Annotated in this window: 13 protein-coding genes; 5 read left to right on the forward strand and 8 right to left on the reverse strand. The window is 52.0% G+C overall.

The window, feature by feature from the left end; all coding sequences use genetic code 11:
- Positions 1–4 precede the first annotated feature (4 nt).
- The 6 genes from aroK to hofM all read right to left on the reverse strand — a co-directional run bounded on the left by aroK (position 5) and on the right by hofM (position 4,216).
- A complete protein-coding gene (gene aroK / locus C1192_RS14795) occupies positions 5–526 on the reverse strand; it encodes a shikimate kinase AroK (RefSeq protein ID WP_000818619.1) in 522 nt (173 codons plus the stop codon).
- A 400-nt stretch (positions 527–926) separates the two neighbouring features.
- The gene (gene hofQ, locus C1192_RS14800; protein WP_071990327.1) at positions 927–2,168 is read right to left on the reverse strand and encodes a DNA uptake porin HofQ; all 1,242 of its coding nucleotides are present in this window, start codon (positions 2,166–2,168) and stop codon (positions 927–929) included.
- On the reverse strand, positions 2,077–2,484 hold the full coding sequence (locus C1192_RS14805) for a DUF2531 family protein (RefSeq protein ID WP_038355351.1): 408 nt from the start codon (positions 2,482–2,484) through the stop codon (positions 2,077–2,079). Before C1192_RS14805 ends, hofQ begins: the two co-directional genes overlap by 92 nt.
- Positions 2,474–2,914: a HofO family protein gene (locus tag C1192_RS14810; protein WP_001517223.1), complete on the reverse strand. Its 441-nt coding sequence runs from the start codon at positions 2,912–2,914 to the stop codon at positions 2,474–2,476. Before C1192_RS14810 ends, C1192_RS14805 begins: the two co-directional genes overlap by 11 nt.
- Positions 2,898–3,437: a PilN domain-containing protein gene (locus C1192_RS14815; protein ID WP_038355350.1), complete on the reverse strand. Its 540-nt coding sequence runs from the start codon at positions 3,435–3,437 to the stop codon at positions 2,898–2,900. Before C1192_RS14815 ends, C1192_RS14810 begins: the two co-directional genes overlap by 17 nt.
- Positions 3,437–4,216 (reverse strand): DNA utilization protein HofM, encoded by a 780-nt coding sequence (hofM, locus tag C1192_RS14820; RefSeq protein ID WP_000874538.1) that lies wholly within the window; start codon positions 4,214–4,216, stop codon positions 3,437–3,439. The genes C1192_RS14815 and hofM overlap by 1 nt, the downstream gene beginning before the upstream one ends.
- 119 nt (positions 4,217–4,335) lie before the next feature.
- On the opposite strand from hofM, the gene mrcA reads away from it, so the two are divergent.
- Positions 4,336–6,888, forward strand: coding sequence for a peptidoglycan glycosyltransferase/peptidoglycan DD-transpeptidase MrcA (mrcA, locus tag C1192_RS14825; RefSeq protein ID WP_038355349.1), 2,553 nt, complete (start codon positions 4,336–4,338; stop codon positions 6,886–6,888).
- A 152-nt stretch (positions 6,889–7,040) separates the two neighbouring features.
- Here mrcA and nudE read toward each other — a convergent pair whose 3' ends face one another.
- On the reverse strand, positions 7,041–7,601 hold the full coding sequence (gene nudE, locus C1192_RS14830) for an ADP compounds hydrolase NudE (protein WP_000045743.1): 561 nt from the start codon (positions 7,599–7,601) through the stop codon (positions 7,041–7,043).
- A gap of 321 nt (positions 7,602–7,922) precedes the next feature.
- On the opposite strand from nudE, the gene igaA reads away from it, so the two are divergent.
- From igaA to hslO, 4 genes are all read left to right on the forward strand, one after another.
- Positions 7,923–10,058 (forward strand): intracellular growth attenuator protein IgaA, encoded by a 2,136-nt coding sequence (igaA, locus tag C1192_RS14835; protein WP_038355348.1) that lies wholly within the window; start codon positions 7,923–7,925, stop codon positions 10,056–10,058.
- A 63-nt stretch (positions 10,059–10,121) separates the two neighbouring features.
- A complete protein-coding gene (gene yrfG / locus C1192_RS14840) occupies positions 10,122–10,790 on the forward strand; it encodes a GMP/IMP nucleotidase (protein ID WP_000547898.1) in 669 nt (222 codons plus the stop codon).
- Between the two features lie 10 nt (positions 10,791–10,800).
- Positions 10,801–11,202 (forward strand): ribosome-associated heat shock protein Hsp15, encoded by a 402-nt coding sequence (hslR, locus tag C1192_RS14845; protein WP_000660493.1) that lies wholly within the window; start codon positions 10,801–10,803, stop codon positions 11,200–11,202.
- Positions 11,203–11,226: 24 nt separating this feature from the next.
- Positions 11,227–12,105, forward strand: coding sequence for an Hsp33 family molecular chaperone HslO (hslO, locus tag C1192_RS14850; RefSeq protein ID WP_001517230.1), 879 nt, complete (start codon positions 11,227–11,229; stop codon positions 12,103–12,105).
- 149 nt (positions 12,106–12,254) lie between these two features.
- On the opposite strand, the gene C1192_RS14855 is transcribed toward hslO, so the two are convergent.
- Entirely contained in the window at positions 12,255–13,979 is a 1,725-nt protein-coding gene (locus C1192_RS14855; protein ID WP_038355347.1) for a DUF4153 domain-containing protein, read from the reverse strand.
- Between the last annotated feature and the right edge of the window lie 48 nt (positions 13,980–14,027).

Below are 14,027 nucleotides of genomic sequence, written 5' to 3' on the forward strand. Positions count from 1 at the left end.
AGAATTAGTTGCTTTCCAGCATGTGAATAATCTGGTTTGCGACCACTTTGGCGCTTTGATCATCAGTACGAATGGTCACGTCGGCAATCTCTTCATACAGCGGATTGCGTTCATTAGCCAACGCTTCCAGAACTTCACGCGGCGGCGTTTCAACGTGCAGCAACGGGCGTTTTTTATCACGCTGCGTGCGCGCAAGTTGCTTTTCGATGGTCGTTTCAAGATAAACGACAACACCACGTGCGGAAAGACGGTTACGCGTTTCGCGGGATTTCACAGAGCCGCCGCCAGTAGCCAGCACAATACCCTGCTTCTCGGTCAACTCATTGATGACCTTTTCTTCGCGTTCGCGGAAGCCTTCTTCGCCTTCTAAATCGAAAACCCAGCCCACATCAGCTCCGGTTCGTTTCTCAATCTCTTGATCGGAATCGTAAAATTCCATATTGAGTTGTTGAGCTAACTGGCGCCCAATAGTGCTTTTTCCGGCACCCATAGGCCCAACCAGAAAGATATTGCGTTTCTCTGCCATTTTTTCGGTACTACTAAGACTATTCGTTAATGATAAACCCGCTTCGCTCAGAGAGCGCCGCAGGACATGAACTGAAACCTCATAAGATATTGCGAGAGTCAGACTGAAAATTATCTCAATACTCCAGCGGGTTTGGCAACTGAATAAATCGCCCCTCCCTCTGCATATCTGGTCGTTGCAGGTGCACTGCCTTGCTATCACCGCTCTGGCGATAAATCACCGGGTAAGATTAGCGTAAAAAAGACAGCAAAATGCCGCGTGAAAGATAAATCACCATCATATAACGCAGGCAGCAAGGAACACCGACTCTCAAATCGGTACTCCTTGTATGCTAAATACCTGCGCACGTCAAATAGATGAAACATGTTCAGCATAAAAACATCGCCGTTTTTGCGGTGATTTACTCACTGGAAACCAACCGTGGCGTGATAAACACCACTAACTCACGTCGTTCATCTTCTTTTCCGTCATGACGAAATAATTGCCCGAACCAGGGGATATCGCCCAGCAGCGGTACGCTATCCTGTCCCGATTTATTTTTACGGGTAAAGATGCCGCCCAGTGCCAGCGTTTCTCCGCTTTTGACTTCAACCTGCGTTTCGATCTCCTGTTTATCAATCGCCAGCACTTCGCCATCGGCCTGTTGTAGTACTTGCCCCGGCACGTTCTGGCTGATGTGTAATTTCAACCGGATGCGGCCTTTTTGTAACACTGTAGGCGTGACCTCCATTCCCAGTACGGCCTCTTTAAATTCCACCGACGTCGCGCCGCTTTCACCGCTGGAAACCTGATACGGGATCTCGCTTCCTTGTTTAATGCTGGCAGGCTGGAGATGCGAGGCCAGCAGACGCGGGCTGGCGATAATATCCAGTTGCTGTTTTTGTTCGAGTGCGGAAAGCTCCAAATCCAGTAAACGCCCGTTGATGCGCCCAATGTTAAACCCGATATGCGTCGTCGCCGTCGCCACGGAAAGATCGCTTCCAAGTGCGGTCACTTGCCCAACGCCGCCAGCTTGTTGCGCATCTGCCAGCGTCCATTTCACCCCCAATTCCCGCAAACTTTTTTCATTAATAGTGACAATGTGCGCCGACAGTTCAACTTGCCCGACCGGCAAATCCATTTGCGCAACCCACTGTTCCAGCGCAGTTAACGCAGCTTTGTTATCACGTAGCAAAAGGCGATTGGTGCGTTTATCGACGGTCATACTGCCTTTGGCGCTAAGCAACTTCTCCCCTGCTTTCGCCAGCTCTCCGGCATCTGCGTATTGCAGAGTAATATTGCGATTTTCCAGCGGAAGATTCGCCTGCGCCCGCGCCTGTTCAGCCTCCTGACGGGCGATATTGTCATTCTGCCAGGCAACAGAATGCACCGAGAGAATGTTGCCTTCCTGGCGCGTTATCAGCCCGGCGCTTTTCACTACGGTTTGTAGTGCCTGCTTCCAGGGAACGTCAGTGAGATGTAATGACACCGTACCGTTGACGTCAGGCGAGACCACCAGGTTTAACTTTTCCTGTTCAGCCAGTGCCTGTAAAACCTGAGCTACCGGAACATCATCCACCATCAGCGTGACTTTTTGCGGCTTTGCCGCCTGTACGATGGGTATCATGATTATCAGCAGTAGCGCGGCTATCCATTGCTTCATTTTTATCTCCTTGCCGTTGCCACAACCACTGTGGCGGTTCGCAGTTTTTTCCGGTTCTCAGCGTTAATGTTTCTGGCGTCAGTTGAAAAATCGTCCAGCCATTCTCCAGCACATCGTTTTGCTGTACCCGTCGCCATTTCTTTTGGCCATCTTTTATTACGCCAATAACGCGATCGCCTCGCCCTATTATTCCCTGATAACGCCACTGGCTGAGTTCGCTAATCCGGCATATATCCTCCGGCGGTTTAAAAGGGTCACGCATCCCCGTTAAAAGGCATAATGCAATACCCGCCAACAACCAGCGTTTACCCCTCATGTGGCGTCTCCAGTTGTAGCGTGAACAAAAGTTCATCACCTTCCACGCTTAACGAAAAACGGCTCACGCTGACATTGCGTTCTGCCAGGCGTGTAAATGCAGACGGCACCGCTTCCCAAAGCGTTTTCAACGCCAACTCGCCTCCCTGGGCGGACGGGTGCCAGTAAACCAGTTGCGCGCCGGGCAACTGAAAATCCAGCGGCGAAAATGGCAATGTCTTTTCTTCGCTGATGAGAGTGGTATCTACCAGGCGATACAGTGCGACGGATTGCTGGTGATTCGTTGCTCGCAGTCGGGTTAATGCATCGCTCTCTTCCTGGCGTGCCAATGAAAGAAAGAGGAGCGTGAATAACACCAGCAACCAGAGTGTCCACCCAAACAGGCGGATACGGGGTGATGTGGCATACCACCAGTCAAAGAACGTGTTCATCGCTAACTTTCCTTGTTAACCGATACTCAAATTGCCAGCGTCCTTGTGCATCCTGCTGCGTGGCCCCACGCTGGTTGAGCTGAAAAGTAGCATCCTGACGAAGTGACGTTTCCAGCGTATTTAACGCGGTAATGTTCGCCGTAAGTCCCTTTACCTCCAGCGTTCCCTGCTGCCAGCTTATCGTGGTCAGCCAGGCGTGCTCCGGTAAAAGCGTCGCCAGTGACTCCAGTGCAGATTGCCAGTCGCGGGTAAATTGTCGCTGGCGCTGACGTTGCAAACGCTGTTCACGAAATTGTTGGCGCTCCAGCAAACGCGGCTTAGTAACCTGTAAGCCACGGGCAAGTTGCTGTTCTGCCTGAAGTAAAACAGCATCTACGCGAGCTTCGGCGTTGCTTGTCAGACGCAGCATTTGCGTTATCACAACAGCCAACAGCAAAGGAGCAACGAACATCAGCAACCAGAAGCGAAAAAAGGTTGTCCGGCGTTGCTGTCGCCAGGGCAAAAAATTGATTGGCGGATTCATCAGCGCGTCTCCCCAAGCGCCAGACCCAGCGCAATAGCGAAGTCTCCACCAGGCGGCGGTAGCGGCGGCTGACGAACAGAAACCGCGTCCCAGGGGTCAAATCCACCTTCACCACATATCGCGACACTTTCGGGGTCAACAGCTAACGCCGCCGCCAGCTCATTCGCGCTTGTCATCCCTACCGCCAGTTTGCGCCCCCAGCTATAACGCGTCGCCCATAGCCACTGTTCGTTATCACGCCAGGCCAGGCACCGCTGATGAGAGGGTAAAAAAGGCAGGAATCGCTGCAAAGCGCAGGCGTCTGGGGTAATCGCACTAACGTGAACACGCAATCTTTCTGCCAGGGTAAGCAGCGTCGCCAGCTCTTTGCTTTGCGCAGCGGTCACGTTATAAGCAGGGCTTAGCGAATCTTCGCTGTAATCAAAGCGCAGGGAGTCCGGTTCCATATCCAGCTCGCGGGCCATCGTACCTGTCAGCCAGGCCGTTTGCTCCCGTTCACCGAGGGACATCGCCGGACGCGGTATTGCCCTCTGTAACGTGCGGCTGGCAGGAAATGCCAACATAATGTGATGACGGCGCGGCAGTTCACGACTCCACGGTAACAACGTTTTGGCCAGCCGTTCCGCGTCAATAATGCGCCCATCTTTGATAATGTCTGTTGCCAGCGGCAAGCGCCACCAGCGTTGTAAAAAGCATTCTTTAGCGCCACGCACGATAGCAACCGCCACCGCTTCTTGCTGTTGTAAATGCAAACCAATTTGCCAGATCTTAAATGCCATTGTGATGATCTCCTTATCCCCCGTCACTCTGACGGGTATATCAATGCGTCTGGCTTGCCTTTATACTACCGCGCGTTTGTTTATAAACTGCCCAAATGAAACTAAATGGGAAATTTCCAGTGAAGTTCGTAAAGTATTTATTGATCCTTGCAGTCTGTTGCATTCTGCTGGGAGCAGGCTCGATTTATGGCCTCTACCGCTACATCGAGCCACAACTGCCGGATGTGGCGACATTAAAAGATGTACGCCTGCAAATTCCGATGCAGATTTACAGTGCCGATGGCGAGCTAATTGCTCAATACGGTGAAAAACGTCGTATTCCGGTTACGTTGGATCAAATCCCGCCGGAAATGGTGAAAGCCTTTATTGCGACGGAAGACAGCCGCTTCTACGAGCATCACGGTGTTGACCCGGTGGGGATCTTCCGTGCGGCAAGCGTGGCGCTGTTCTCCGGCCACGCATCACAAGGGGCGAGCACCATCACCCAACAACTGGCGAGAAACTTCTTCCTGAGTCCAGAACGCACGTTGATGCGTAAAATTAAGGAAGTCTTCCTTGCGATTCGTATTGAACAGTTGCTGACGAAAGACGAAATCCTCGAGCTTTATCTGAACAAGATTTACCTCGGTTACCGCGCCTATGGTGTCGGTGCTGCGGCACAAGTCTATTTCGGTAAAACGGTCGATCAATTGACGCTGAACGAAATGGCGGTGATTGCCGGGCTACCGAAAGCCCCCTCCACCTTCAACCCGCTCTACTCTATGGATCGTGCCGTTGCGCGACGGAACGTCGTGCTGTCGCGAATGTTGGACGAAGGGTATATCACTCAACAGCAGTACGCTCAGACACGCACTGAGCCGGTTAACGCCAACTATCACGCACCGGAGATCGCCTTCTCAGCGCCGTATCTCACCGAAATGGTACGCCAGGAGATGTATAACCGTTACGGCGAAAGCGCTTATGAAGACGGTTATCGCATTTACACTACCATTACCCACAAAGTGCAGCAGGCCGCACAGCAAGCAGTACGTAATAACGTTCTGGACTACGACATGCGTCATGGCTATCGCGGCCCAGCCAATGTGCTGTGGAAAGCAGGTGAGTCAGCGTGGGATGACAAAAAGATTACCGATACGCTGAAGGCGCTGCCGACCTATGGTCCGCTGCTGCCTGCCGCGGTCACCCGCGCCAACCCGCAGGAAGCGACAGCAATGCTGGCGGACGGAACATCTGTAACGCTGCGAATGGAAGGAGTGCGCTGGGCGCGGCCTTATCGTTCAGATACTCAGCAGGGACCGACGCCGCGTAAAGTGAGCGATGTTGTGCAAACAGGTCAGCAAATCTGGGTTCGCCAGATGGGCGATGCCTGGTGGCTGGCACAGGTGCCGGAAGTGAACTCTGCGCTGGTATCTATCAATCCACAAAACGGCGCGGTTATGGCGCTGGTCGGTGGCTTTGACTTCAACCAGAGCAAATTTAACCGCGCCACCCAAGCGCTGCGTCAGGTTGGTTCGAATATCAAGCCTTTCCTCTACACCGCAGCGATGGATAAAGGTCTGACGCTGGCAAGTATGTTGAACGATGTGCCGATTTCCCGCTGGGATGCAGGCGCGGGTTCAGACTGGCAGCCGAAAAACTCACCACCGCAGTATGCCGGTCCAATCCGTTTACGCCAGGGGCTGGGCCAGTCGAAAAACGTGGTAATGGTACGAGCGATGCGTGCGATGGGCGTGGACTATGCCGCAGAGTATTTGCAACGCTTCGGCTTCCCGGCACAAAACATTGTCCACACTGAATCGCTGGCGCTGGGTTCTGCTTCCTTCACGCCGCTACAGGTGGCGCGTGGGTACGCAGTGATGGCTAATGGTGGCTTCCTGGTTGACCCCTGGTTTATCAGCAAAATTGAAAACGACCAGGGTGGCGTGATTTTCGAAGCTAAACCGAAAGTAGCCTGCCCGGAATGTGATATTCCGGTGATTTACGGTGATACGCAAAAATCGAACGTGCTGGAAAATAGCGACGTTGAAGATGTTGCTACCTCTCGCTCGCAGCAGAATGTTTCCGTTCCAATGCCGCAACTGGAGCAGGCTAATCAGACATTAGTGGCGAAGACTGGCGCGCCAGAGTACGCACCGCACGTCATCAGCACACCGCTGGCATTCCTGATTAAGAGCGCCCTGAACACCAATATCTTTGGTGAACCAGGTTGGCAGGGCACCGGCTGGCGCGCAGGCCGTGATTTACAACGTCATGATATTGGCGGGAAAACCGGGACAACCAACAGCTCGAAAGATGCGTGGTTTTCGGGTTACGGTCCAGGCGTTGTGACCTCGGTATGGATTGGCTTTGACGATCACCGCCGCAATCTCGGCCACACCACGGCTTCCGGCGCGATTAAAGATCAGATCTCGGGTTATGAAGGTGGAGCGAAGAGCGCGCAGCCAGCATGGGATGCTTATATGAAAGCCGTGCTGGAAGGCGTGCCGGAACAACCGTTGACACCGCCACCAGGCATTGTGACGGTGAATATCGATCGCAGCACCGGGCAACTGGCTAATGGTGGCAACAGCCGCGAAGAGTATTTCATCGAAGGTACGCAGCCTACACAGCAGGCGGTGCGCGAGGTGGGAACGACCATTATCGATAATGGTGAGGCACAGGAATTGTTCTAAAAACGACGCCCGGCAACGTTAATGTTGTCGGGCTTTTTTTTGCCGGATGCGGCACAAGTGCCTTATCTGGTCTACAAAATCGTGAACACTCAATATATTGCAGGAACCGCGTAGGCCTGATAAACGTAGCGCATCAGGCAAGCCTCACGTATTTACAACCGTCCCTGCCCCTTCAACCACTCACGTACCAGGAACAGCGCACTGACATTGCGCGCTTCGTTGAAATCAGGGTCTTCGAGCAAATCCATCATATGCGCCAGCGGCCAGCGCACTTGCGGCAGCGGCTCTGGCTCATCGCCTTCCAGCGATTCAGGGTAGAGATCCTGCGCCACTACGATATTCATTTTGCTGGAAAAGTAAGACGGTGCCATGCTGAGCTTCTTCAAGAAAGTCAGATCGTTCGCACCAAATCCCACTTCTTCTTTTAGCTCGCGGTTAGCGGCTTCATAGACACTTTCACCGGGGTCAATTAACCCTTTCGAAAATCCTAACTCGTAGGATTCAGTTCCCACTGCGTATTCGCGGATCAAAATCAGGTGATCGTCCACAATCGGCACAATCATCACGGCTTCCCGGTTGGTTGGACGCATTCGTTCATAAACACGCCGCACGCCGTTGCTGAACTCCAGATCCACGCTTTCGACGGTAAACAATCGGGAACGGGCTACAGTTTCAACATTCAGAATGGTGGGTTTTTGTAATGATTTGCTCATCGTAGAATCTATGCTGTGAAATCAGCAGTTATTGTGCGATATCGGACACGCTTTCGGCAATGTGAATTGCATGTTATTTACATTTACGTAACCTAATAAATAATCATTCTCAAATCAAATAAAAAGTCAATAGGTTGAAATAAGTCCAGGAATTTGCTGATATTCCGCCCTCAGAGGGTTTGCTATGATCAGCGGTTACTGGGATGCGCTTAATGATGCTCAAGTTCAACTCCACGCTTGCCGATAGCCAACCGCAGAATCCTATATTGTGTCCAGGATGCGACTAACCACACCTGACAAATTAAGTAAGATGGGGAAAGCATGAGCACCATTGTGATTTTTTTAGCTGCTTTGCTGGCCTGCTCACTACTTGCAGGATGGCTGATAAAAGTACGCTCCAGGCGACGACCACTGTCCTGGGCTAACGCCTTCGCTGATGCGCAAACGCGCAAACTCACTTCTGAAGAACGTAGCGCCGTTGAAAATTATCTCGACAGTCTGACGCAGGTTTTGCAGGTTCCCGGCCCAACGGGTGCCAGCACGGCTCCTGTTTCTCTGACCCTGAACGCCGAAAGCAACAACGTCATGATGTTGACACACGCCATCACGCGTTATGGCATTTCTACCGACGATCCAAACAAATGGCGTTACTATCTCGATTCGGTGGAAGTCCACCTGCCCCCGTTCTGGGAGCAGTACATCAACGATGAAAATACCGTTGAACTGATCCATACCGATTCGCTGCCGCTGGTTATTTCACTCAACGGTCATACGCTGCAAGAGTACATGCAGGAAACTCGCGGCTATGCGTTACAGCCAGTCCCGTCAACGCAGGCGTCGATTCGCGGAGAAGAAAGCGAACAAATTGAATTACTCAATATTCGCAAAGAAACGCACGAAGAGTATGCGCTTAGTCGCCCGCGTGGGCTGCGTGAAGCGTTACTGATTGTCGCCTCCTTCCTGATGTTCTTTTTCTGCCTGATTACCCCGGATGTCTTTGTTCCGTGGCTGGCTGGTGGCGCATTACTGCTGCTGGGAGCAGGCCTGTGGGGGCTATTTGCACCGCCGGCAAAATCATCCCTGCGGGAGATCCACTGTCTGCGTGGTACGCCGCGTCGTTGGGGATTATTTGGCGAAAACGATCAGGAACAAATCAACAATATCTCGCTCGGTATTATCGACCTGGTCTATCCCGCGCACTGGCAGCCTTATATTGCCCAGGATCTGGGGCAGCAAACGGATATCGATATCTACCTTGATCGGCATGTGGTACGCCAGGGACGCTATCTTTCGCTGCATGACGAAGTGAAAAACTTCCCGCTGCAACACTGGCTACGCAGTACGGTTATCGCTGCCGGATCGCTGCTGGTGCTGTTTATGCTGCTGTTCTGGATCCCGCTGGATATGCCGCTGAAATTCACCCTCTCCTGGATGAAAGGCGCGCAGACCATTGAGGCCACCAGCGTTAAACAACTGGCAGATGCCGGAGTACGTGTAGGCGATACCTTACGTCTTAGCGGTACAGGGATGTGTAATATCCGCACTTCCGGAACCTGGAGCGCGAAAACTAATTCACCGTTTTTGCCATTTGACTGCTCGCAGATCATCTGGAATGACGCCCGTTCATTGCCATTACCAGAGTCTGAACTGGTCAACAAGGCCACGGCACTGACCGAGGCAGTAAACCGCCAGTTGCACCCGAAACCGGATGATGAATCTCGCGTCAGCGCCTCATTGCGTTCAGCAATTCAGAAATCCGGCATGGTACTGCTTGATGACTTTGGCGACATTGTGCTGAAGACGGCTGATCTCTGTGCTGCCAAAGATGATTGTGTACGGTTGAAAAATGCGCTGGTAAATCTCGGCAACAGTAAGGACTGGGACGCACTGGTAAAACGCGCCAACGCCGGAAAACTCGACGGTGTCAATGTGTTACTCCGCCCGGTGAGTGCAGAATCACTCGATAACCTGGTGGAAACCTCTACAGCACCATTCATCACTCATGAAACGGCGCGAGCGGCGCAATCACTGAATAGCCCGGCACCGGGAGGATTCCTGATTGTCAGCGACGAAGGCAGTGATTTAGTCGATCAACCGTGGCCTGCGGTTTCGCTTTATGATTATCCGCCACAAGAGCAGTGGAACGCCTTCCAGAAGCTGGCACAAATGTTGATGCATACGCCTTTTAACGCCGAGGGGATCGTCACCAAAATTTTCACCGACGCCAACGGCACGCAGCATATCGGCCTGCACCCCATCCCGGATCGCTCCGGACTGTGGCGCTATCTGGGCACGACATTGCTGTTGCTAACGATGCTGGGCAGCGCCATCTATAATGGCGTGCAGGCCTGGCGGCGATGCCAGCGTCACCGTACCCGTATGCTAAAAATTCAGGAATACTACGAAAACTGCCTGAATTCGAAACTGCTGACATCTTCAGAAAGCCTCATCGAATAACACGTTTGCGCGGCTGGTTATGCTACCCTGTCGCGCAAATTGCTTCACTCTGGAGATTCCCCCATGCATATCAACATTGCCTGGCAGGACGTAGACACCGTTCTGCTGGATATGGACGGCACACTGCTCGACCTCGCTTTCGATAACTATTTCTGGCAAAAGCTGGTGCCCGAAACCTGGGGCGCGCAGAACGGTGTCACGCCACAAGAAGCGATGGAATATATGCGCCAGCAATATCACGACGTGCAGCATACGCTAAACTGGTACTGTCTTGATTACTGGAGTGAGCAACTGGGCCTGGATATTTGCGCGATGACCACCGAAATGGGGCCACGCGCCGTGCTGCGTGAAGATACCATTCCGTTTCTTGAAGCTCTGAAAGCCAGCGGCAAGCGGCGAATTTTGCTCACTAACGCCCATCCGCACAATCTGGCGGTAAAACTCGAGCATACCGGTCTGGACGCACACCTTGATTTATTACTTTCCACCCACACATTTGGTTATCCGAAAGAGGATCAGCGGTTATGGCATGCGGTGGCCGAAGCTACGGGTCTGAAAGCTGAAAGAACGCTGTTTATTGATGACAGCGAAGCGATTCTCGACGCTGCCGCGCAATTTGGTATTCGTTACTGCCTCGGCGTTACTAATCCCGACTCAGGGATTGCTGAAAAACAGTATGAGCGCCATCCGTCACTGAATGACTACCGCCGCCTGATCCCCTCGCTAATGTGAAGGAGACGCCATGAAAGAAAAACCTGCTGTTGAGGTTCGACTGGATAAATGGCTATGGGCCGCCCGTTTTTATAAAACCCGCGCGCTGGCCCGCGAAATGATTGAAGGCGGTAAGGTGCATTACAACGGGCAGCGCAGCAAGCCGAGTAAAGTCGTCGAACTGAATGCCACGCTCACACTGCGCCAGGGAAATGACGAGCGAACAGTAATTGTGAAGGCGATTACTGAGCAGCGTCGCCCCGCCAGCGAGGCGGTCTTGCTGTATGAAGAGACTGCGGAAAGTGTAGAGAAACGCGAAAAAATGGCGCTGGCACGTAAACTTAATGCCTTAACCATGCCGCACCCGGACCGACGCCCGGACAAAAAAGAGCGCCGCGACCTGTTACGATTTAAACACGGCGACAGTGAATAACTGTCACCTGCAAGAGAGATGATTATGCCGCAACATGACCAATTACATCGCTATCTGTTTGAAAACTTTGCCGTGCGCGGCGAACTGGTAACCGTTTCGGAAACCCTGCAACAGATCCTTGAGAATCACGATTATCCGCAGCCGGTGAAAAACGTGCTGGCAGAACTGCTGGTCGCAACCAGCCTGCTGACCGCTACACTGAAGTTTGATGGTGATATCACCGTGCAACTACAAGGCGACGGCCCGATGAATCTGGCGGTCATCAACGGAAACAACAAACAGCAGATGCGCGGCGTCGCACGCGTGCAGGGCGAAATTCCAGAAAATGCCGATCTGAAAACGCTGGTCGGTAACGGTTATGTGGTAATTACCATTACGCCGAGCGAAGGCGAACGCTATCAGGGCGTCGTTGGTCTGGAAGGTGATACCCTGGCAGCTTGCCTGGAAGATTACTTTATGCGTTCTGAACAGTTGCCGACGCGCCTGTTTATTCGCACCGGCGAAGTAGATGGTAAGCCTGCCGCTGGCGGCATGCTGTTGCAGGTGATGCCTGCGCAAAATGCCCAGCAGGATGACTTCAATCACCTGGCGACATTGACCGAAACCATCAAAACCGAAGAACTGCTGACCTTACCGGCAAACGAGGTTTTGTGGCGTTTGTATCACGAAGAAGAAGTGACGGTTTACGATCCGCAGGATGTTGAGTTCAAATGCACCTGCTCGCGTGAACGTTGCGCCGACGCGCTGAAAACGCTGCCGGATGAAGAAGTAGATAGCATCCTGGCGGAAGAAGGCGAAATTGACATGCATTGTGATTACTGTGGTAACCACTATGTGTTCAATGCGATGGATATTGCCGGGATCCGCAACAACGCATCTCCGGCAGACCCGCAGGTTCATTAATTAGTAAATCCGGCAGAGACAACTCTGCCGGATTTTTTGTCTTAATAGCCTGATGCGCTGCGCTTATCAGGCCTACGGTATAAATCGCAAGTTATTGTAGGTCAGATAAGGCGTTCGCACCGAATCCGGCAAAAATCAGATGCGCATTGTCACTCATTCAGATTCAAATCCAGCGTTTCACCATCCACCGTAAGATCGCGCCACGCTTTAGGCTTCGTCCCCAGTTTTCCCTCCTTCGCAGCAGTGAGTAATTTTTCTTTCGTTATTTCGCGCGGAAGTAAACTCATCGTAAGCTCTTGCCATTCTTTCTTGTCAGGATCAAAGCCATAAACAATATATCTTTCACTATTAAAAGCGAAAAGAATCCACTCTGCCCTGCCATCACTATTCAGATCTTGCTCAACCAGTACACAGGCGTCTTTTTCAATACATATCATCGCGTTATAGAGATTTTTCATCACTGCCGACCAGAATGTCGCATCCGGTTTGCCAGAACCTGGGGCAATTAATACATTATCGGCTAATGCTTTTTCCGATATCCGCTGCTGAAGACGCTGGACTCCATCAAACGCCATAAGCAGACTCCGTCTGCGTTTCGGGTCTTTCATATACTCGACATCGCTTTCCAGCGACTCGAGCGCCGCACGTCCATAGCGACCGCTCTGTTCGAGCATGTAGATACTCACCTGGTCTGGCGTGTTTTTGCCGCTCTGATAACGCGCCATATGACTGTTCACGCTAATGCGCATACTGTCCAGCACTGGAGAATTAAGCAATACCAGTATCACCAGCACCAGCAACGAAACCGCAAGATTAACTTTACCCTGAAGAACAAGGGGATTTTGCCCTTTACGCCAGACAATACTGACAAAATATCCCAGCGACCAAACCAGTAACACCACCACAGCCAGCGCACCATGCAAGCGTTCGGCAGTCCAGCCGTACTGAGCAACCCGCAACCATAACGCCCAGGCGGCGATCAGCACATACAGCGGCGTAACCAGCAGAGCGGTTTTAATCAGGTAACGCAACGGGCCAGCCCAGGGAATTGATGCTTTTTGCGGATCGCGGACAACGGCCATTAAAAGCAGTTGCAAAAAGGCCAGCGTCAAAAGCAACCCAGCGGCAGAGATATGGCGAGAAATCGCATTCAGGCCCGCAAACGGCAGGGTGATAATAAACAGCAGCGTCAGCAATGACACCAACGGCAGTAAACCCGTGGCAATTAACGTGAACAACTTTTGAATTGAGTCAATTAAACGTGACTGTGTCCGCGCCAGGATCACCGCCAGCGCAGTAACCAGCCCCAGCGTAAGATAAATAAACCAGTCGGTTGAAAAAAAGAGCGTTTTGAAAAACGTGATGCCAACAAGTTTAAATAACTCACTCCACAGTAAAAGCACCAGCCACGTCAGGCCATTGGTGATAAAAATCACTAATAATACAAGTACGTTATGCCATACCGACTGGTAAAAATAGCTATAGCGGGTAATGTCATTGTGCACACGCAGGCTCTGTTGTATCCACGGCAGCAACATCACTCCCATCAACAGCAGATAACAACCAAAATCCCAAAGCGCCTTTTCCGCTCTCCAGGGACTCATGCCATCAATTTGCCACTTCAGCCAGCCGCTCATCCCGAGAGTGGCAATCAACACTATCGCCAACCATCCCCAAAGTCGCTTCTGTTTGAAGGACACCACGGTGAAGAGTAAAACAGATGAAAACGCCAGGGTCGCAGGCACGCCATAGACAATCCAACTGTTATTTTTTCCGGCAAGCCAGGTTATCAGCAAGTAGCAAACCAGCCCCTGGAGTAATCCGGTAGCAACCATTCCCCAGCGTGTTACGGGTGAAAGTTCAACGTTGTCCATGTTGGTATCCAGATTCGAAAGGAGAGTTAATTATCGCATCCAGGCAGG

It is taken from the genome of Escherichia marmotae (genome assembly GCF_002900365.1).
Lineage (GTDB): Bacteria > Pseudomonadota > Gammaproteobacteria > Enterobacterales > Enterobacteriaceae > Escherichia > Escherichia marmotae.